At 65.7% G+C, this 20,232-nt stretch carries 20 protein-coding genes and 1 other RNA gene; 9 read left to right on the top strand and 12 right to left on the bottom strand.

Annotated features, from left to right (window positions below; translation table 11 throughout):
• The first annotated feature begins 43 nt into the window (after positions 1–43).
• The 4 genes from CXY71_RS15730 to CXY71_RS15715 all read left to right on the top strand — a co-directional run bounded on the left by CXY71_RS15730 (position 44) and on the right by CXY71_RS15715 (position 2,895).
• Positions 44–466 carry a TadE/TadG family type IV pilus assembly protein gene (locus CXY71_RS15730; RefSeq protein ID WP_368665894.1) on the top strand — a complete coding sequence of 141 codons (423 nt, stop codon included), beginning with the start codon at positions 44–46 and terminating at the stop codon, positions 464–466.
• A complete protein-coding gene (locus CXY71_RS15725; protein ID WP_104137398.1) occupies positions 441–914 on the top strand; it encodes a hypothetical protein in 474 nt (157 codons plus the stop codon). Before CXY71_RS15730 ends, CXY71_RS15725 begins: the two co-directional genes overlap by 26 nt.
• Positions 911–1,357, top strand: a complete 447-nt coding sequence (locus tag CXY71_RS15720) for a pilus assembly protein TadG-related protein (RefSeq protein ID WP_104137395.1) — start codon at positions 911–913, stop codon at positions 1,355–1,357. The genes CXY71_RS15725 and CXY71_RS15720 overlap by 4 nt, the downstream gene beginning before the upstream one ends.
• A gap of 653 nt (positions 1,358–2,010) precedes the next feature.
• Positions 2,011–2,895 carry a DMT family transporter gene (locus CXY71_RS15715; protein WP_104137392.1) on the top strand — a complete coding sequence of 295 codons (885 nt, stop codon included), beginning with the start codon at positions 2,011–2,013 and terminating at the stop codon, positions 2,893–2,895.
• A gap of 97 nt (positions 2,896–2,992) precedes the next feature.
• On the opposite strand, the gene CXY71_RS15710 is transcribed toward CXY71_RS15715, so the two are convergent.
• The 3 genes from CXY71_RS15710 to CXY71_RS15700 form a co-directional block, all read right to left on the bottom strand.
• Positions 2,993–3,475 (bottom strand): pentapeptide repeat-containing protein, encoded by a 483-nt coding sequence (locus tag CXY71_RS15710; RefSeq protein ID WP_104137390.1) that lies wholly within the window; start codon positions 3,473–3,475, stop codon positions 2,993–2,995.
• A gap of 178 nt (positions 3,476–3,653) precedes the next feature.
• Complete coding sequence (locus CXY71_RS15705; protein WP_104137384.1) at positions 3,654–4,088, bottom strand: nitroreductase family deazaflavin-dependent oxidoreductase; 435 nt, start codon at positions 4,086–4,088, stop codon at positions 3,654–3,656.
• Between the two features lie 55 nt (positions 4,089–4,143).
• Positions 4,144–5,433, bottom strand: a complete 1,290-nt coding sequence (locus tag CXY71_RS15700) for an MFS transporter (RefSeq protein ID WP_104137381.1) — start codon at positions 5,431–5,433, stop codon at positions 4,144–4,146.
• Between the two features lie 116 nt (positions 5,434–5,549).
• On the opposite strand from CXY71_RS15700, the gene prfB reads away from it, so the two are divergent.
• The 5 genes from prfB (at position 5,550) to ssrA (ending at position 9,902) form a co-directional block, all read left to right on the top strand.
• Positions 5,550–6,662 carry a peptide chain release factor 2 gene (gene prfB / locus CXY71_RS15695; RefSeq protein WP_104137378.1) on the top strand — a complete coding sequence of 371 codons (1,113 nt, stop codon included), beginning with the start codon at positions 5,550–5,552 and terminating at the stop codon, positions 6,660–6,662.
• A gap of 76 nt (positions 6,663–6,738) precedes the next feature.
• Entirely contained in the window at positions 6,739–7,890 is a 1,152-nt protein-coding gene (gene ftsE / locus CXY71_RS15690; RefSeq protein ID WP_104137375.1) for a cell division ATP-binding protein FtsE, read from the top strand.
• On the top strand, positions 7,887–8,801 hold the full coding sequence (gene ftsX, locus CXY71_RS15685) for a permease-like cell division protein FtsX (RefSeq protein WP_104137372.1): 915 nt from the start codon (positions 7,887–7,889) through the stop codon (positions 8,799–8,801). Before ftsE ends, ftsX begins: the two co-directional genes overlap by 4 nt.
• Before the next feature lie 125 nt (positions 8,802–8,926).
• Positions 8,927–9,403 (top strand): SsrA-binding protein SmpB, encoded by a 477-nt coding sequence (smpB, locus tag CXY71_RS15680; RefSeq protein WP_104137369.1) that lies wholly within the window; start codon positions 8,927–8,929, stop codon positions 9,401–9,403.
• A 124-nt stretch (positions 9,404–9,527) separates the two neighbouring features.
• Positions 9,528–9,902: a transfer-messenger RNA gene (gene ssrA, locus CXY71_RS15675) on the top strand.
• Positions 9,903–9,980: 78 nt separating this feature from the next.
• Here the strand turns inward: ssrA and CXY71_RS15670 are convergent.
• From CXY71_RS15670 to CXY71_RS15630, 9 genes are all read right to left on the bottom strand, one after another.
• Positions 9,981–10,712 (bottom strand): PIG-L family deacetylase, encoded by a 732-nt coding sequence (locus CXY71_RS15670; RefSeq protein WP_104137366.1) that lies wholly within the window; start codon positions 10,710–10,712, stop codon positions 9,981–9,983.
• A gap of 267 nt (positions 10,713–10,979) precedes the next feature.
• Entirely contained in the window at positions 10,980–12,212 is a 1,233-nt protein-coding gene (locus CXY71_RS15665) for an XdhC/CoxI family protein (protein ID WP_104137364.1), read from the bottom strand.
• Between the two features lie 29 nt (positions 12,213–12,241).
• Positions 12,242–13,111, bottom strand: coding sequence for an SRPBCC family protein (locus CXY71_RS15660; protein ID WP_104137361.1), 870 nt, complete (start codon positions 13,109–13,111; stop codon positions 12,242–12,244).
• A gap of 19 nt (positions 13,112–13,130) precedes the next feature.
• On the bottom strand, positions 13,131–14,465 hold the full coding sequence (locus CXY71_RS15655; protein WP_233198406.1) for a VWA domain-containing protein: 1,335 nt from the start codon (positions 14,463–14,465) through the stop codon (positions 13,131–13,133).
• Positions 14,458–15,297 carry a MoxR family ATPase gene (locus CXY71_RS15650; RefSeq protein ID WP_233204666.1) on the bottom strand — a complete coding sequence of 280 codons (840 nt, stop codon included), beginning with the start codon at positions 15,295–15,297 and terminating at the stop codon, positions 14,458–14,460. The genes CXY71_RS15655 and CXY71_RS15650 overlap by 8 nt, the downstream gene beginning before the upstream one ends.
• A gap of 48 nt (positions 15,298–15,345) precedes the next feature.
• Positions 15,346–16,335 carry an XdhC family protein gene (locus CXY71_RS15645; protein ID WP_104137354.1) on the bottom strand — a complete coding sequence of 330 codons (990 nt, stop codon included), beginning with the start codon at positions 16,333–16,335 and terminating at the stop codon, positions 15,346–15,348.
• 1 nt (position 16,336) lies between these two features.
• Positions 16,337–18,730, bottom strand: coding sequence for an aerobic carbon-monoxide dehydrogenase large subunit (locus tag CXY71_RS15640; RefSeq protein ID WP_104137350.1), 2,394 nt, complete (start codon positions 18,728–18,730; stop codon positions 16,337–16,339).
• Positions 18,727–19,242, bottom strand: a complete 516-nt coding sequence (locus CXY71_RS15635) for a (2Fe-2S)-binding protein (protein ID WP_104137347.1) — start codon at positions 19,240–19,242, stop codon at positions 18,727–18,729. Before CXY71_RS15635 ends, CXY71_RS15640 begins: the two co-directional genes overlap by 4 nt.
• 12 nt (positions 19,243–19,254) lie before the next feature.
• Positions 19,255–20,157: a xanthine dehydrogenase family protein subunit M gene (locus CXY71_RS15630; RefSeq protein ID WP_104137344.1), complete on the bottom strand. Its 903-nt coding sequence runs from the start codon at positions 20,155–20,157 to the stop codon at positions 19,255–19,257.
• Between the last annotated feature and the right edge of the window lie 75 nt (positions 20,158–20,232).

Below are 20,232 nucleotides of genomic sequence, written 5' to 3'. Positions count from 1 at the left end.
TTCCAGCAGGCCATGGATCGCGTCAGCAGTTTCTGACCGACCCGTGCACAAGCGAATGCGGTGGCTCGCCTGGTTGCGCTTTCCCACGTTGCGCGACGAGGCGGGTTCCGCCGTGGCCGAGTTCGTCATGGTGGTGTCGTTGCTGACCTTTCTCACACTCATGGTCATGCAGCTGGCGCTCGCGCTGCACATTCGCAACACCGTGCTCGATGCGGCGGCCGAGGGCGCCCGCTATGCCACGCTCGCCGACAGCAGCCTGCCCGCCGGAGCTGCGCGAACGCGCGATCTGATCACGACCGCCATCGGAGCGACCTATGCCACCGACGTGGTCGCCCGCTACGGACTGAGTACTGACTACCCGAGCGTCGAAGTGCGCGTGGTGGCGCCACTGCCGCTGATGGGCCTACTCGGTGCCCCGCGCGGACTGGAGGTGGTCGCGCATGCCGCGGTCGAGACGTTGGAATAGTCGCTCCGGGGCGCCCGGGAGCGAGGCCGGTTCGGCATCGCTGGAGTTCATCACAGCGGGAATGATCCTGCTGGTTCCGCTGGTCTACCTCGTGCTCGCCCTGTCGTCGTTGCAGGGCGGTGCGCTCGCCGTGGAGGGCGCCGCGCGGCAGGCAGCCAGGGTCTACGTGCAGTCCCCGGACCAAGCCACGGGGACCGAGCGCGCTCGGCGGGCAGTGGCCTTCGCGCTCGAAGACTACGGACTGGATGCCGGAGATGCCGAGGTGCAGATCGAGTGCTCCGGTGGGCCGAGCCAATGCCTCACCCGCCAGGCTCTCGTGACGGTCACCGTGCGCATCGGCATCGCCCTGCCGCTCATGCCCAACCTGCTCGCTCTCAGCCAGAGTGCGAGCGTACCGATGACCGCGGCATCGACGCAGATCGTGTCCCGGTTTGGCAGCCTCGAATGACCCGCCGTCTGCCGCACGCCGGGGCCGAGGACGGGTCGACCCTGCTGCTCATCATCTTCTACGGCTTTCTCGCCCTCAGCCTCGTGCTGGTGGCGCTGTCCGCAACCTCGCTCTACCTCGAGCACAAGCGGCTGCTGACCCTCGCCGACGGGGCCGCGCTCGCCGGGTCCGAGGCCTTCACTCTCAGCGAGGTGCAGGTCGGCGTGGTGGGGCCACGTCCGCAGCTGCGCTCGGGTGATGTCTCAGCCGCGGTGGATGAATACCTGCGCCTCGTTCCCCATCCCTCGTTCGAGGCGCTCGGCGTGACGAGTGTGGCATCCGCTGACGGGCAGAGCGCGTCGGTGACCCTGCGGTCGTGGTGGCGCCCACCCGTGCTTACCCTCGTGGTTCCCGATGGGGTCCCGCTCGAGGTGACTGCGGTGTCCCGGGCAGTGTTCCACTAGGCGTTTGTAGCTGCCGGAGCCGGTGCACGACGAGGGAAATGAGCCTCACACAATCACACTGGCGTATTCAGGGTGAAAGCGTACTATGCACAGACACGTAGTCGACACAGAGGCCTCCTCCCCGTAGGAAGCCCCGCATTTTTATACCGCAGTCGACACTCGTTCCAGCCCCGGTCCCCGGTTGGTAGCGCCGGCGACCTCGGGTCGTCGTTCAACCGGGCTGGTCGCCACCGGTTGACGTAGCCCAGCATGGCGGCTCAGTACCTCCGAGAACGGCTGTGAAATCATGCATGCACTAGTAGACCGATACGAAGTTGATGAGCGCAGTGTGGAGCAGCTCGACTTCGAGTCTCTTCTCCCCTGCGAGGGAATGCACCATGACCGCGGATTGAGCGGTCACGATCCGGCCGAATCGGGTGGTTTCATGGTGATTTCGCCATGCTGTGGGCCCAAGGTCGTTCAATGCTCCTCACGGGTCGACGCGATGCGTGTCTCCGGAGTGCTCTATTGCGGTGCCTGCCAGCACGAACATCTCACAAGCGAATACCAGTTCGTTCCACTGCAGCCGTAAGTCGCCCCGCTCGCGCATTCTGAGAGCGGATGCCGCACGCGGTATTGTCGGTAGGTGCCCCGACGGCGCCGACAGGAGCAGAGTGCGCACCCAGCGAGACCAATTGAGCGGTGCGGGAGCTCAGCTCGCCACCGAAGTCAGCATCAATTTCGGGTCGTCATTGGCCGGACTGCTCATTCCCCTCGTCGGCTCACCCGTCGTCGTAGCAGCCCGGCAGATCGTCATGGTGATCGTCGTGCTGCCGCTGGCCCGGCCCAAGCTCAAAAACCTGACCTGGAGCCGCATCTGGCCGCCGCTCGCCCTCGGCGTCGTGCTCGCCGTGATGAATCTCAGCTTTTATCAGGCCGTGAGCATGCTCGGGCTGGGCGTTGCGGCGACCATTGAATTTCTCGGCCCGTTCGCTCTCGCCCTCGTCACCAGCCGCCGCATCCTAGACTTCATCTGCGCCGCGGCCGCCGCCGGGGGAGTGTTTCTGCTGACCTGGTCGGATGGCACGCTCAACCTGCTCGGCATCGCGCTCGCCCTGACCGCAGCGGCCTCCTGGTTTTGCTACATTTTGCTGACCCGCCGAGTGGCGACCGAATTTTCCGGCCTTGAGGGCATCTCCATCGCCAGCCTGGTCAGCCTCGTGATCGTGGTGCCGTTCGCCGTGTTCACCCTCGACCTGTCGGCATTCACCTGGGGCGTCGTCGGGTTGCTCCTACTCGTGGGAGTCGTCTCCTCGGCCTTTCCGTATACGCTCGACACCTACATTCTGCGACGGATCAGCCCGCGCCTGTACGCGATCATCACGAGCTTCGGCCCGGTGATCGCCGCCGGGTTCGGCGCGCTCGTGCTCGGCGAGACCTTCACGCTGCTGCAGCAGATAGCGATCGTCGTGGTCTGCGTGGCCGCCGGGGCCGCGATCGCTACGCAGCGAGACCGGCCGAAGTCCGACCTCGAGCTGATCGCGGTCGCGATCCCCTGATTCTGAGCACCTGAACCCGTGTCGTTGACCCTGCGCCGTTGACTGCGCGGCACGGTGCTGCGAGGCTGGCGCCGGGCATCCGCTTATCGAGCCGGGCCTATTCGACGCGCAGGCCGAGGTGGGCGGCGAGCAGCGGTGCCAGCAAGCTGAGCTGAGCATCGTCGATAGTGGCGCCATGCAGGCCCTCGAGACCGCGGATGGCCGCGAAGTCGCCCCCACGCAGGTCGACGTCCATGAGCTTGGCGCCGCCGACGTCGAGTGTGCCGATGCGGCAGTTCTGCAGTTCGAGGCGCTGTACAGTGGCGCTGCCGAGGTCGAGTTCGTCGATAATGCAGTTGCTCAGCAGCACATCGGTCAGGGTGGCGTTGCGCAGGTTCACGAAATCGAGCTTCGACCCGTTAAGGTACACCGAGCGCAGCGTCGCTTCGTAGACCTCGACCGAGCCCAGTCGAGCATGGTTGATCGGCACGTCACGCCAGTTCGAGCGTGGTGCGCTGAACACCGGGGCGTGCAGGTCAGTGGCGAGACATTCCGAGAAGGATGCTCCGCGCAGCTTGGTCTCATGCAGGGAGACTCCCACAAATTCACACTCCCGAACGAGATGCCGGTCAGGTCGCGGCCGTCGAGGCTCACGCCGGTGTAGCGCTCGGCCTCGCGACCGTCACCCGAGCGCAGCAGCGCCCCGTCGTCGTCGTCGAGGTCGGGCAGCGTGATCCGGTCGATCGACGCCTTGCGGGTGGTTGCTTTCGCCACCCTTATTAGATGGGTTCGAGCACGAAAACAGGAATCTCGCGCTCGGTCTTGACCTGGTAGGCGGCGTAGTCGGGGAATGTTGCCACGGCGCGCTCCCACCAGATGGCCTTTTCTTCGCCGGTGACCTCGCGGGCGCGCATGTCCCACTTCTGTGGCCCGTCTTGCAGCTCGACCTCTGGGTGCGCGATGACGTTGGCGTACCAGACGGGGTTCTTGGGGCTGCCACCGAGCGAGGCGACGGCCGCATAGTGGCCGTCGTGTTCGACGCGCATGAGCGGCGCCTTGCGCAGCTTGCCGCTCTTGAGGCCGACGGTGGTCAGTACGATCACGGGCATACCACGCAGAGTGGTGCCCTCGGTGCCGCCGGACTTCTCGTACAGGTCGACCTGGTCGCGCACCCACTGGGCGGTGCTTGGTTCGTATTCTCCGATGAGGGGCATATCTGCCCCAACACGCGCGCCCCCGTGAACATTCCCCTCAGTCGGGTTTGTAGGGCTAGAGCAGACGGCCGGGGCGATGCGGGGCGTAGCGCGGGATGTAGCGGCGCAGCAGCACCGCGCCGCAGAGGCCGATCGTCCCCATCATCCCGCTGGCGACCGAGAGTGAGACCAGAGCGGTGATGCCGGCGACCGCCAAGGGAGCTGCGGCGCTGCCGAAGTCGGCCGTGAATCGCCAGGCGCCCAGGAACGGTGCGGGATTCGGCCGCGGAGCGAGGTCGGCGCCGAGCGTCATCAACAGGCCGCTACCGACCCCGTTGGCGAGCGAGAGAAACATGGCCACGCCGATGAACCACTCGACGTTGCTCGGCAGGTCGTGGGTGAACGCGAGCGCCAGATGGCCGGCGCCGAGACCGATCATCGAGGGCAGGGCGCTCCAGATGCGGCCGAACCGGTCCATGATCTGGCCGCTGACATAGAACAGGGCGAAATCGATGCCGCCGGCGATGCCGATGATCAATGCCGTGTCGGGGGCGCTGATGCCGATGCTGACCGCCCAGAGCGGCAGCATCACCGTGCGGCTGGCGCGCATAGCACCGATCAGGCCGGCTCCGGTACCGAGCCGTACAAGCACTCCGCGGTGACTCCAAATGGTCTGGAACAATCCCTGCACCGGCACGGCCGGTCGCGCCGTTCCGGTGCTGCTGATCGCGCCGGTGCTCGTGTCGGTGGCGTCGAATATGGCAGTATCACCCGAGGGAGTGACGAAGGTTTTTGACGGGTCTGGCAACAACAGCAGCGTTGCTGATGCGGCGACGCAGCAGATGATGAACACCCAGAATACGGCCTGCGTACCGCCGGTGAGACGGATCAGGCCGGCCGAGAGAAAGGGGCCGACAAACCAGCCGGCTCGAAATACGCCGCCGAGGGTCGACAGCGCGCGGGCTCGGTAGACCAACGGCACATAGTTGGTCATGAAGGCATGCCGGGCGAGTGCAAAAATGGCCGTGGCGAGGCCGACTAGAAAGATGCCGAGACCGAGCACGAACGGATTGGGAGCGACAATGCAGACGACCACGGCACCGATTGTGAGAGCGGATGCCCAGATCATCGCGTTGCGTTCCCCGATGTGCGAAACGATCCAGCCGCTGGGAATATCGCCGACCAGCTCACCGAGCATAACCATCGCCGCGATCACGCCGGCGATGGCCAGGGAAGCTCCAAGGTCACTTGCGAGCACGGGGATCAGCGGGATGATCGCGCCTTCGCCGATCGAAAACAGCAGGGTCGGCAGAAACGCGACCAGGGCGACCGAGCGCAGGCTGAAGGGGCGCTCGTGGTTGCTCATCGGTTTCGATGCTACTCGCAGAGCGATCCCGTTCGTGCTTTCCTGACCGTGCCGTTCACCCGGTGCTCCCACGAGCCAGGCATCACCGAGCCGTCGCCCGGTAGGCTGAACAGAACATGATTGACTTGGATTTCTCAGTACAGATCGCCGCGCTGCGGACCACGTTCGGCGACATCCGCTCGGTAATCGACATTGATCGACTGCGCGGGGAGATTGACGACCTCAGCGGCGAGGCCGGCATGCCCGATTTATGGGACGACACCGAGCACGCCCAGAAGGTGACGAGCGACCTCAGCCACCGGCAGTCGCAACTGGCCCGCATCGAAAGCATCGGAGCCCGCCTCGACGACCTCGAGGTGCTCGTGGAGATGGCCAATGACGGCCAGGGCGACCAGGAACTGGCCGACGAGGCCACCGTCGAACTCGCCAGTCTGCAGAAACTGCTCGGCGAGCTCGAGGTGCAGACCCTGCTCAACGGCGAATTCGACGAACGCAACGCCGTCATCACCATTCGCGCCGGTGCCGGGGGAGTGGATGCCGCCGACTTCGCCGAAATGCTGCTGCGCATGTACCTGCGCTACGCGGAACAGCACGACTACCGCACCACAGTGCTCGACATCAGCTACGCCGAAGAGGCAGGCATCAAGAGCGCGACCTTCGAGGTTGACGCCGCATACGCCTTCGGCACGCTCAGCGTCGAGGCCGGTACGCACCGCCTGGTGCGAATGAGCCCGTTCAACTCGGCCGGCAAACGCCAGACCTCGTTCGCCGCCGTCGAAGTCGTGCCGCTGATCGAACAGACCGAGTCGATCGAGGTGCCCGACGGTGACATTCGCGTCGACGTGTTCCGGTCGAGCGGCCCCGGCGGCCAGTCCGTCAACACTACCGACTCCGCCGTGCGCATCACCCACCTGCCCACCGGCACCGTGGTGAGCTGTCAGAACGAGAAAAGCCAGATTCAGAACCGGGCAGCCGCCATGCGCGTGCTGCAGTCCCGGCTGCTGGTGCTAGAGCGCGAGAAGGAAGCCGCGACCAAGAAGGAACTCGCCGGCAACATCACGGCGAGCTGGGGAGACCAGATGCGCAGCTACGTGCTCGCGCCATACCAAATGGTCAAGGACCTGCGCACCGAGTACGAGGTCAACAACCCGAGCAACGTCTTCGATGGTGACCTGGACGGATTTATTTCGGCGGGCATCCGCTGGCGCAAGAAGGCACCCGAAGGCTAAAGGCTTGCTGGGGCTTAGGGCCCGCGGGTATGTCGCTGTAGGGAAAACGGCCGCGGATGCCTAGGCTCTAAGAGCTATGATCCGCTTTGATCACATAACCAAGAAATACCCCGGCACCTCTCGGCCGGCACTGAACTCGATCGACGTCGAGATTTTGCGAGGCGAATTCGTCTTTCTGGTCGGCGCCTCCGGATCGGGAAAATCGAGTTGCCTGCGGCTCGTGCTCAAGGAGGAGAAGCCCACCAGCGGCAGCATTCACGTGCTGGGCCAGGACCTGCGGTCGATCTCGAACCGCAAGGTGCCGTACTTTCGCCGCAACATGGGCGTGGTCTTCCAGGACTTTCGGCTGCTGCCGAACAAGACCGTGTTCGACAACGTCGCGTTCAGCCTGCAGGTCATCGGTAAAAGCCGCGGCTTCATTCAGGAAGCCGTACCCGACACCTTAAAGATGGTCGGCCTGGCCGAGAAAGCGCAGCGCCTGCCGCATGAACTCTCCGGTGGCGAACAGCAGCGCGTGGCCATTGCCCGCGCCATCGTGAACAAGCCCCAGATTCTGCTGGCTGATGAGCCCACCGGAAACCTCGACCCCACCACGAGCGCCGAGATCATGGCGCTGCTCGCGAGCATCAATGCGGGAGGCACCACCGTCATCATGGCCACCCACGAGGCCGGCATCGTCGACAAGATGCAGCGCCGCGTGATCGAACTCGTCAACGGCGAGATCGTGCGTGACGAACGTCAAGGCGGCTACGCCACCGCGTCCATCCCGACCATCGTGCCCAGTTCTGAAGCGGATGCCGCAGCGGGCGGACCCGTACCGGTCGCGTCGGCCACCGTCGCGGCTCGGGCCGCGGCCCAACCCTCGTTGACGCATCCGTCGGCGCCGGTTCCCGAAACCTCCGTATCGCTGCACCAGGCGGCGGCAGCCGCGGTTGCAGCAGCGGCCGCATCGGTTGATCCGACATCGGTTGATCCGACATCGGTTGATCCGACACCGGTTGTTCCGACACCGGTTGTGCCGGCTCCCGCCGCCGAATCTCCTGCTGCGCAAGAGGCCGGTCTTGCAGGGGCCACGCCGCCGATGGCGCGCCCGGTTCTTCCGGTCGCCCCTGACGACGCCCCTGACGACGCCCCCGAACAGCTCACCCTCGCCGAGAAACTCGGCCTGCGAGCACCAGGAGAGAAACCAGACCAAACCGGCGAACAGAACGTGGGGCCGAACCGATGAGGCTCGGACTGGTGCTCTCCGAGGCCGCGAACGGCCTGCGACGCAACGCATCCATGGTCGTCTCTGTGGTGCTCGTCACCTTCATCTCGCTGACCTTCGTTGGTGCGGCCGTGCTGATGCAGATGCAGATCGGCCAGATGAAGAACTTCTGGTACGACAAGGCGCAGGTCGGCATCTACATGTGTTCTGACATCTCGCCGGGCGAAACCTGCACCGGCGGCGACGCCTCGAAGGAGCAGATTGCAGCCGTCGAGGCCCTGCTCGAATCGCCGACCCTGGCGCCGTTCATCGACACTTATTACTTTGAGACGCACGAGCAGGCCTTCGAGAATTTCAAGAAGCAGTTCGCCGGCAACCCGGTCGCCGATTATGTCACCGCGGATCAGTTGAACCAGACCTTCTGGGTCAACCTCAACGATCCCTCTCAGTCCGCCGTGCTCGTGGAGAGCCTATCCGGGGTAGTCGGCGTAGAAAATGTCGCTGACCAGCGTAAATATCTTGATCAGATCTTTTCGGTGCTCAACGTAGCGAGCTACACGGCCATTGGTATTGCCGGGTTGATGCTGATCGCGGCAGCGCTGCTGATTGCAACGACCATCCGTTTGTCGGCGTTCTCCAGACGTCGCGAACTCGGCATTATGCGACTGGTCGGCGCGAGCAACCGGTTCATTCAAACGCCGTTCATTCTCGAGGGCGTCTTCGCGGCGCTGCTCGGCTCGTTGCTGGCTGGCGGCGCGATCCTGGCCCTCGTTTACTTCTTCGTGCAGGGGTATCTCGGGGCCAGACTCACCGGCTTCGCCCTGGTCGGTATGGACGACGCGCTCGTCGTGGTACCCATCTTGCTCGTGGTCGGCGCGGTGCTCGCCGCGTTCTCGGCCAACTTCGCCATCACCCGCTACCTCAAGGTTTGAACCTCAAGTGCAGGCCCGCGCACAGCGATCGGGCGCGGGGCCGGTAGACTAGTAGGCTGCCTGCCGGTTCGGCCGACGGCATCCGCTTACAGTATCTGAACTGACTACGAATTGAGGTGAGGTACATGCCCAGGGAACGTGGCGAAAAGGTCGTGGCGACCAACCGTAAGGCCCGACATGATTACCTCATCAGTGACACCTACGAGGCTGGAATGGTTTTGAGCGGCACCGAGGTCAAATCGCTGCGCGCAGGCCGGGCCACCCTGGTCGATGGTTACGCCTTCATCGAGGGCGGCGAGGCCTGGCTGGATGCGGTGCACATCCCGGAGTATTCCGGCGGCTCGTGGACCAACCACCCGCCGCGCCGCAAGCGCAAACTCCTGCTTCACAAGAAGGAGATCATCAAGATCAGCCACAAGACCAAGGAGGGCGGTTATACGCTCATTCCGCTGCGGATTTACTTCGCGGATGGTCGGGCCAAGGTTGAGATCGCCGTCGCCAAGGGTAAGAAAGAGTACGACAAGCGCCAGACGCTGCGGGAACGCACCGACAAGCGCGAATCGGACCGCGCGATATCGGCACAACGGCACCTCGGCGACTAGGCGACTAGGGACTTCTGTAGTAGTATGGAGGGCTGCCCCGCAACTGGTGCAGATTGGTAATTCAACAGCGTGTGACACGAACCCATCGCATGAGCTTTCAATTTGTAAAGCGTGTGATGTGTAGGGGGATGATCGGTTTCGACATTGTTTGCGCAATTGTGAGAAGCGGGTCGAGGATGCAGGGTTATCTCGTAAACGATCTCTGCAAAACAATAAGTGCCAATTCAAAGCGCACTGACTTCGCTCTCGCTGCCTAAGCGAAAGCACTAAAGAAGTCCGCCAGACCGGGAATGCTCTCTACCCGGATCCTGACGCCATTTAGAGAGATTGCTTCTACATTGAGCCACGGGATGTAGAGGGACTTAAACGAAGGCTGGGCCTGTCGGAGTAGATGCCAGTGGCAAATTCCGGGGCCGAGAAAGCGATTTCACTGGATACACCCGTAGAAGGCATATGACCACAGCAGTGGACCGGGGTTCAATTCCCCGCATCTCCACCATCGGTTCTGTCACACGCTGTTTTGTCTTGGATGAGGCCACCCCTGGGTGGCCTCATCTGGTTTAAGCGGATGCTATGGTCAGCGCAGGCGGAGACCGATCGATGGGCGGATGGGTTGCCGCTGGCCGCCGGAGTGCACGATGTCGTCGCCGTCGACACTGAGCTGGCTGGCGTGGCAGCGCAGGGCAGCCACGACGGTGGCGCGCTGGGTCTCAAAATCGAACCACTCCGCATCCGCTGTGGGCGTGTCGAGAATTTCGGCGTACGAAATGGCGAGTGCTCGGCTGGCGGCGAGCGCGGCGTCGTGCACGCGCACGTGGTCTGGGTGGCCGTAGCCGCCGGTGGCGTCGTAGCTGATGACGAGGCTCGGTTGCACGTGCTGGAGAACGGCGACGAGGTCGGTGGTGACCTCGTCGAGCGGAGCGCGGGCAAGGGCATCCTCTTCGGAATCGGCGGCTGGGCCGGCCAAGCCGGAGCGAATCCACTCCATGCCGGAGTCGCGGTAACGGCGTTCGGGCAGCCCAGGCGCGCGAACCGGTACCTCGCCGAGCCAAAAGCAATCGTGGACGCCGAGCGTGCGGGCGGCGCGCTCGAGTTCACGCTCGCGCTCTTCGGCTAGGGCCGCGGTGCCAGCGAGATTCGAGAGCGGTCCGACGATGACTTCACCGCGCTCACCGCGCGTGGCCGTGACCAGGGTGATGCGAATACCGCGGCTCGCGAGATGCGCGATGAGGCCGCCGGTGCCAATGGTCTCATCGTCGGGGTGGGCATGCACGAACAGCACTGACCTGACGGCGTCCAGAATGCTCATCGGGCTCCGGGTCGGTCAGTGCTTTGTGCAAACTGCACGGGGACAGTGGATGCGAGAGCCATCCGTCGAGCTTATCGCTGCCAGCCTGTGGCGCCCAGGGCATGCCATCGGGTCAAGGTGGCATCTTGTGACTGGCGCTTGTTCATGGGGCGGAAAGCGAGCATCTCGCAGGTCTGATGCTTGCCCAAGGGACCAGAGTTGGCTTCTTGCGAAAAACCCGGGAAGGGGCCGGGCAGTTTCGGGTCGAATTGGGGGCGCTGCCGATGGCTAGCTGCGCAGGCCGGTTCGTTGATTGGACGCGCTATCCACAGCCTGATTCGATGACGATGACGATGACGATGACGGCAGGGATGGCGCCAGCGGCGGGTTCGGGTCGACCAGATCGTCGTGGTGAATCGAGTCAACGCGCGTGTGCAGGGGAGCGTTGCTTCCGCTCCACTGCAGCGAGATGATCTCGGCCGCAATCGAGACCGCCGTCTCCTCGGGCGTGCGCGAGCCGAGGTCGAGGCCGATCGGGCTGCGCAGCCGGGCCAGCTGCGTGTCGGTCACTCCGACTGCGCGCAGCCGTTCCAGCCGGTCGAGGTGGGTGCGGCGGGATCCCATGGCGCCGATGTACGCCACCGGTGGGCCGTGCAGGGCGGCGGCGAGCAGGGGAACGTCGAATTTCGGGTCGTGGGTGAGCACACAGATGACCGTGCGGGGATCGATGAGGCCGCCCGCGATCTGTTCGCGCAGGTAACGGTCGGGCCAGCTCACCACGATCTCGTCGACCCCGGGAAAGCGAGCGGCGGTGGCGAACACGCCACGGGCATCGCAGACCGTGACTCGGTAGCCGAGAAAGGTTCCGAGCCGGGCCAGAGCGGTGGCAAAATCGATCGCTCCGAAGACGAGCAGGCGGGGCCGGGGCGCGTAGCTCGCAAAGAACACCCGCATGCCCGCGCCACGACGCTCGCCGTCTGGACCGTAGGTGAGCGTTGTGTTGCGGCCGGCGGCGAGCAACCCCTGGGTGTCGTCGCCGATGGCGTGGTTGGCGCGGTCCGAACCGAGATCGCCCTCGAATCCATGCGGGCGCACCACGAGATGGCGGCCGATCCAGCTGGCATCCGGATGCTCGATCACCGTGGCGACCCCCACCGGGCGCCCGGCATCCACGTCGTCGTGCACCCCCTCGAGCAGTGCGAAGGTGCCGCGGGAAACGGGTTCAATGAAGACGTCGAGGATGCCGCCGCAGGTCAGCCCCACCGCGAAGGCGTCGTCGTCGCTGATACCGTAGCGCACGAGCACCGGTACGCCATCCGCGGCGACCTGGGTGGCCAGTTCGTAGACGGCGCCCTCGACGCAGCCGCCCGAGACCGATCCGGCCACCGTGCCGTCAGCGTTGACCAGCATCGATGCGCCGGCCGGCCGAGGTGCTGACTGGAAGGTGCGCACGACGGTAGCGAGGCCCGCCGTCGCGCCGCCCTGCCAGCCAGCGAAGAGGGTATTGAGAACTTCACGCATGCCGGGCTCCCTTCTGTCGTCGGTAGACTCTAGCGGCCGGATGCCCGCCGACCGATTCGGTATGCGATGAACGCTACCGTGGCCAGCAGACCTACAAGTTTCACCGGGTCGCTCAGCTGGTCGGCGATGACGCCCTTGACCAGGCTCAGAGCGTCGAGGCTCGGAGCCGGCGCTGCCCGGTACGGGGCCCCGCGGTGCCCACCAGCGGGAGTCGTGCGCGGCGGAAGGGGGCCCGGCGGCGTGGCGGGCCGGGCGGGGACATCCGGCGTGACGTCGGGGTGGGTGTCGGTGGCCGGGGCATCACCGGGTGGAATCTCACTCATATCGGCGACGGCACGGGGGGAGCCCTGGGCGAGGGCGCCCGGGTCGTCGACGTGCTCGCCTACGCGGGTGGCAGCACTGTCGGCGGCCGTGGCTGCGGCATCCGCTTCACCGTCTGAATCAGCACGGGTACTGCCCTCGATCAGGTCCTGCAGATTGCCGGCGAACAGACCTATCATCTGCTCGGTGACGCTGCTGATGACCCCCTTGCCCATCGCCGCCGCCTTGCCGGAAAGCGACAGGTCGGCGCTGACCGTGCCCTGGGTCACGCCGTCGGTTTCGACCAGTTCGAGCGTGACGGTGGCCTGCGCGGTGCCCTGACCGCGGGTTTCCTGGGCCTTGCCGGAGAAGACTGCGCGGTGCCCCTCGACGTCGCGTTCGTCGACGTTCATCTGCCCGCGGTATTGCATGGTGATCGGGCCGAGCTTGACCTTCATGCCGACCTGGTAGTTGTCGTCGCTGAGTTTGTTCAGAATCTGTGCGCCCGGCACGCAACCAGCGACGCGTTCGAAGTCCATCAGGGTGTTCCACACCGTGTCGACGGGGGCGATGACGGTGAAAGTGGTGTCGATTTGCATCAGGGTGTCCTCTGCTGGGTCAGGTCGGTTGGTGGGAGATTGCACGTTGATCGGATGCTGGCGGGTCACCGCGAATCGCGGCCGCCACCTCGATCAGGGCCGCGTAGCTGTGGCCGCTGACGAAGGCATCGCAGTAGGGGAGCGCGGCTGCCATACCGCCCACGAGCGGCCGGTAATCGACGGCGACCTTGCGTGGATTCACCCAGACAATGCGGTGCGCGAGTCGGCGCAGGCGTGCCATCTGGGCGTCGACGTCGGCCGGGTCGTCCTGCGCCCAACCGTCGGAGAACACCACGATCACCGCTCCCCGGGCCAGGCCGCGCCGCCCGAAATCATCGATGAATCGACGGATGCTCGCGGCCAGCCGAGTACCGCCGGCCCAGTCCGTCGCGGTGGCGGCCGCCTGCGCGAGCGCCTGGTCCGGGTCACGGAGCGCGAGCTGGCGGGTCAGCCGGGTGAGCTGGGTGGAGAACACGAAGGCTTCGGCCCGCGCACCGGACGCCGCGCCTTGGAGCAGCGACAGGAAGACCCTCGTGTACGGCTCCATCGAGCCCGACACATCGCAGAGCAGCACGAGTCGGCGCGGTTTCGACCGGCGGCGGGCGTGGTGCAGGGCGATAGGATCGCCGCCGCTGCGCTGCGCTGCTCGCACGGTGCGGGCCAGATCGAGCCGGTCACGGTTGTGCGGCGACGGATGCCGGCGGCGGCTGCGCCGGGTTGGCGTCGACAGCACGATGCGAGCGACGAGCTGGCGCAGTCGGGCAAGTTCGTCGGGGGCGAGGTCAGCGAACGCCATGTCGTGCAGGTGTTCGTCGTTTGAGGCCAGGGCGAGGATGGCGTCGCGTTCCGGGCCCGTGGTATCGGTGTCGCTCGAGTCGGTGCCCGGCAACGGGGCCGGCGGGCGTTCGTCCCCAGACTCGGGAGTAGCGGCCGGACGATTGGTCGGTGGGGCGGCCTTGGAACGGGTTTCCGAGCCGATCGCCGGGGGAGCGTTGGGATCGCCGCGGCTTTCGACCGGGTCGAGTCGGCCGTCGAAGACGGCGCTAAACACCGCGTCGAACCGGGCGAGGTGCTGCTGCTGGGAGATGAACACGATCCGGCAGGCCCAGTACAGGGCGGCTCGGTCGGTGGGAGGGACGAGGCGGAGCGCCTCGGCCAGCCGGGCTGCCCGGTCGGGCGACACCGGGAGTCCGGCGCGGTGCAAAGCGGTACTGAAACCGGCGGCGAGGGACGCCGCCTCGATCAGCGGATTCCCGCCTGTGGTCATCAGGTTCGGCGTCGACCCGCTTGAGGCGGTCCAGAGTGCCGGTGCGCTGCCGCCAGGCTCGCTGCCACGTTCTTCGCGCTCAGGCATCGGCAGCCTGCGCGACCCAGGCGCCGCCGCGAGCGGCAGCGAGATTTAGATCGTCACGATTCTTCAGCACGAAACCCCAGGTCTGCTCGACCGCCCGGCGGCTGAGCTGCTCGATACCGAGCGCCCCGAGCGCTCCCACCCAATCGATGGCCTCGGCGATTCCGGGCGGCTTGATTAGGTCAAGCGAACGCAGACGGGTAATGGCCTGTGCGGCCTCGGTCGCAATCGCCTGTGAACTGCTCGGCACCCGCCGGCGCACGATCTGCGCGATCCGCTCCGGCCCCGGGTAATCGATCCAGTGATAGAGACAGCGCCGGGTCAGCGCGTCGTGCAGGTCGCGGGTGCGATTGCTGGTGACCGCCGCCTCGGCGAGCAGCTCGAAGGTGAAGGCTTCGAACTCGGCGTCGGCCCGGTCGATCTCGTCGAGCAGCAGCACGGCCGGCCGCGGTCCCGCGTACTCGATCGCCTGCAACAGCGGGCGACGCAGCAAGTAGTCGCGGCCGAACAGCTCGGTCTCGGCTAGTTCGACCCCGTGCGCCTCGGCCAAACGGATGCCGATCAGCTGACGGGGGTAATTCCACTCGTACAGTGCTTCACCGGCAGAGATGCCCTCGTAGCACTGCAGCCGAAACAGTTCGGTGTCGAGCAATCGGGCGAGAGCTTTGGCGATCTCGGTTTTGCCGACCCCCGGTTCGCCCTCGAGCAGCAGCGGCTGCCGCATGCGCACGGCCAAGAACACCGCCGTTGCGAGCCCTTCGTCGGCCAGATAATTTTCGGCGTCGAGGGCACGTTGCAGCGCGGCCACGTCGGGCACGATCTCGGGCAAAGTCACCAACGCACCCACCCCCATCGGTCAGTCGGGCGTCTACCGCGCGGGTGCCTACCGCGCGGGTGCATACTGCTTTGGATTCGCCAGAAACGCCTTGCGGCAGCTAGCCGCACAGAAATAGACGGTCTCACCGTTGAACTCGACCTGCAGAGTCGACGACATCACGGCCACAGACATGCCGCAGACCGGGTCGAGGACGACGCCGGTGTTCTTCGGCTCCGCGGCAGGCGCCTCGGCAGCACGCGCCTCGGCGACGCTCGCCAAATCCGACGCTCCCACCGACGCTCCCACCGCCGCGCCAGCACCAGCCGCGCCAAGCGGATGCCCCCGTCCGGCCCGCTCCTGTACCAGCTGCGCCAGAATCGACACCGCAATCTCCCCGGGCGTTCGCGCCCCGAGGTCAAGGCCCGCCGGACTGAAAACCCGCGCGCGCTGCTCCGGCGATACGTCGAGCGATGCGAGCACCGCGGCACCGCGCCTGGGACTGGCCACGAGCGCCACGTACGGCACTCCCACAGCCAGCGCCGCCAGCAGCGCGGACTCCTCGTCTCGGCCATGGGACGCGACGATCAGCGCAGCGTCGCCGGCCTGCAGGGCGGCAGAGGCGCCATCCGCTTGCACGAGGTCGAAGCCGACCAGCGGTGCGAGGGCGGCCAGGGCTTGGGCGTCGGGCGTCGACCCAACCACGATCAGTCGTGGCAGCGGAAGGCGCGGTTCGAGAAAGATTTCGATCGCCCCGCCGCTGACGCACAGGTTGGAGACCTCGACCGCGCCGTCCTCCACAGTGCTCGACGGCACACCGGCGACGACCTTGAGCAGCAGCGGCTGGCGGCTTGCGAGTACCTGCAGGCTGTACAGGCGAACGGATGCCTCCACGCAGGTTCCGCCGACAAAACCCTCGATCTCGCCGGTCGAGCGCACGAGCGCCGTATCGCCCGCGTGCGCGCTCGTCGGACGCACCGCGCGCACCACGGTCGCGTGCACGAACGGTTCGCGGCGCGCCTCGAGCTCCCGCTCCAGCACAGACTGTATCTCGGGCATGCTACACCGGCGGTCTCGTGCGGCCCTGCATGGCCTCCCACACCCGGGCGGGCGTGCAGGGCATATCCATGTGCACGACCCCGAACGGGGCGAGGGCATCGACGACGGCGTTGACGACGGCCGGCGGCGAGCCGACCGTGGCAGACTCGCCAACGCCCTTCGCCCCGATCGGGTGGTGCGGCGACGGGGTCACGGTGAAGCCGGTCTCCCAGTCGGGCACCTCCATGGCGGTGGGAATGAGGTAGTCCATAAACGAGCCGCCGAGGCAGTTGCCCTCGTCATCGAACTCGATAATCTCCATCAGCGCCATGCCAACACCGTCGGTGAGGCCACCATGAATCTGGCCCTCGATGATCATCGGGTTGATGCGGGTGCCGCAGTCGTCGACGGCGATGAAGCGGCGCACCTTGACATGGCCGGTACCCGGGTCGACGTCGACGACGCAGATGTAGGCGCCGAACGGAAACGTGAGGTTGGGCGGATCGTAGGTGACCTCGGCGTCGAGGTTGCCGTCGATACCCTCGGGCAGCGCGATCGTACCGTGGGCGCCCATTGCGATCTCGGCGATGGTCTTGCCCACGCTCGGATCGCCCTTCACGAACCAGCGGCCCTTCTCCCACTCGAGGTCTTCCGGCCGGGTCTCGAGCATGGCCGCGGCGATGAACCGGGCCTTCTCCCGCACCTTCCGGGCGACGAGCGCCACGGCTGCGCCGCTGACCGGAGTGGACCGGCTGCCATAGGTGCCGAGGCCGAACGGCGTCTGGTCGGTGTCTCCGTGCACCACATCGATGTCTTCCGGCGGGATGCCGATCTCCTCCGCCACGATCTGCGCGAACGTCGTTTCGTGGCCCTGGCCCTGGCTTTGCACCGAGATGCGCACGACGGCCTTGCCGGTGGGGTGGATGCGCAGTTCGGCGCCGTCCGCCATTCCGAGGCCGAGAATGTCCATGTCTTTGCGCGGGCCGGCGCCGACCGTTTCGGTGAAGAACGAGATGCCGATGCCCATGAGCTCACCACGTTCGCGTTTCTCCTTCTGTTCGCGGCGCAGTTCGTCATAGCCGGCCATCTTCATCGATAGCCGCATGGTGGGTTCGTAATCGCCCGAGTCGTACTCCCAGCCGGTCTTGTTGGCGTAGGGAAACTGCTCCTTCTTGATGAAATTCTTCAGGCGCAACTCGGCTGGGTCCATGTCGAGCTTGCGGGCCAGGATATCGACCATCCGCTCCACCAGATAGACCGCCTCGGTGACGCGGAAGGAACAGGCATAGGCCACCCCGCCCGGGGCTTTGTTGGTGTAAACGCCGGTGACGGTGCAATGCGCTGCGGCGAGGTCATAGCTGCCGGTGAAGATGTGGAAGAACCCGGCCGGATACTTGGTGGGCTGGGCGGTGGCGTTGAACGCGCCATGGTCGGCGAGCACGTTGGTGCGCAGGGCCAGGATTTTGCCGTCCTTGGTCGCCGCGATCTCGCCCTGCATGATGTAGTCGCGGGCGAACGATGTACTCATGAGGTTCTCGGAGCGGTCCTCGACCCATTTCACCGGTTTTCCGGTGACGATGGAGCCGACGACGGCGAGGATATAGCCCGGGTAGATTCCGACCTTGTTACCGAACCCGCCGCCGATGTCGGGGGAGACCACCCGAATCTTGTGCTCGGGAATGCCGGAGACCATCGCGAACAGGGTGCGGTGGGCATGTGGCGCTTGCGTCGTCTCGTACAGGGTGAGGCGGCCGTCGATGGGGTCGAAGTCGGCGACGGCGCCGCAGGTTTCCATCGGCGCCGGATGCACGCGCGGATAGACGATCTCCTGCTTCACCACGACGTCGGCGCTCGCGAAGACGGCATCCGTTTCGGCTTTGTCGCCGGCTTCCCAGTCGAAGATGTGGTTGTCGGTGCGGCCCGCAAGGTCGTCGCGAATGATGGGAGCACTCGGATCCATCGCCTTGCGGGCGTCGACGACGGGCGGTAGCACGTCGTACTCGACCTGGATCAGTTCAAGGGCGTCTCGGGCGGCGTAGCGGTCTTCGGCGACGACGAAAGCGACCTCCTGGCCCTGGAAGCGCACCTTGTCGGTGACCAGCACGGCCTGCACATCCATCGAGAGGGTCGGAGCCCAGGCGAGGCCGAGGGCCTGCAGGTCGGTGCCGGTGATCACAGCGAGCACCTTGGGGTGCGCAAGCGCCTCGGTCGTATCGATCGAGACCAGCCGGGCGTGGGCAACGGGAGCGCGCAGAATGGCGCCGTGCAGCATGCCGGGCAATACGATGTCGTCGACATAGTGGCCCTTGCCGCGCACGAAACGCGGGTCCTCCTTGCGCTGCATGCGGCCGTGGCCGATGGGCCGATCGTGGTCGCCGGCGGCCGGGTTCGACGGGCGGTCCTCGAGGATGGTCATGCGTGCACCTCTTGCTCGGTTGATTCGGACGTGGTCGTTTCCGGGGCTGCACCGGCGGGATGCTCGGCGGCCCACTGGATCGATCGCACAATGGTGGCGTAGCCGGTGCAGCGGCAGATCTGCCCGGAGATGGCCTCGCGAATCTGCAGCGGTTCGGGGTGCGGGTTGTGGTCGAGCAGGGCGCGGGCGGTGAGCATCATGCCGGGGGTGCAGAAACCGCACTGCAGGCCGTGCTCCTCCATGAAGCCCTGCTGCACGGGGTCGAGGGTGGCGCCGTTGGCGAGTCCCTCCACGGTTGTGATCGTGTGTCCGTCAGCCATGGCAGCGAGCACGGTGCACGATTTCACCGGTTGGCCGTCCATCAGTACGACACAGGTGCCACAGTTGGTGGTGTCGCAGCCCCAGTGCGTTCCGGTGAGCCGCAGGTCGTCGCGAATGAAGTGTACGAGCAGCACGCGCGGTTCGACCTCGCGGGTGACGAAAGTGCCGTTTATGGTCATGCTGATCTGCATCGGGCTCAACTCCTAAATCGTGATGTCTGAAATGGATGCCGCAGCGCGGCGGCAGGCCGCCCGCAGCACCCGACGAGTCAGTTCGTCGGCGAGGTGCCGCTTGTAGTCGACCGGTCCGCGTTGGTCGGCGAGGGGATCGCAGGCTAGTGACGTCAGGCGGCCGGCCTCAACGAAGAGCTGCTCGGTGGGGGCCTGGCCGACGAGCACGGCCTCAACCTCGGTGACGTTGCGGTCCAGTCCGACCGCCGTGAGGCCGACAGCCACGTGGCTGATCGTGCCATCGGCCGCAAGCGTCACGCTCGCACCGGCCGCAGCAACGGCCCAGTCTCCGACCCGGCGTTCGACCTTTTCATAGGCGCTGCCGGAGTCGTCCCGAATCGGCACGCGCACCTCGATTAGTAGTTCGTTCTGGGCGACCGCAGTCTCGTACGGGCCGCGATGAAATTCGGCCATCGACAGCATCCGCTCACCGGCCGGCCCGCGAACGACGGCGACCCCTTCGAGCACATGGCACACCGTGGAGAGATCTTCGGCCGGGTCGGCTTGGCAGAGCGAGCCGCCGATGGTGCCGCGATTGCGCACGATCGGGTCGGCGATGACCCGTTCGGCATCGATGACGATGGGAAAGAGCCGCTTGATATCGTCGGATTCGAGTAGTGTCGTGTGCCGGGTCATGGCGCCGATACGCAACACACGGCCGTTGTTAGGCACTGTGTCAACCAGTAGGTAATCGAGCTCGAACAGGTCATTGATGTCGATGAGCCAGTCCGGCCGGGCCAGGCGTAGCTTCATCATGGGCAGCAGGCTGTGACCGCCGGCGACCACCCGGGACTCGGGCCCGTGACGATCGAGCAGGGCGAGGGCGTTGTCCACCGAACTGGCACGGACATATTCAAACGGAGCCGGAATCTGCACGGGCTTCTCCTCACTGAGAAGTTTCCATAGCGCCGCGCATCAACGCGCGACACCGTTGTGTGCCACAGCTTGCTC

It is taken from the genome of Cryobacterium sp. Y62, assembly GCF_002929785.1.
Classification (GTDB): domain Bacteria; phylum Actinomycetota; class Actinomycetes; order Actinomycetales; family Microbacteriaceae; genus Cryobacterium.
The sequence above is the reverse complement of the archived record's forward strand: the minus strand, read 5'-3'. Positions and strand labels throughout refer to the sequence as shown.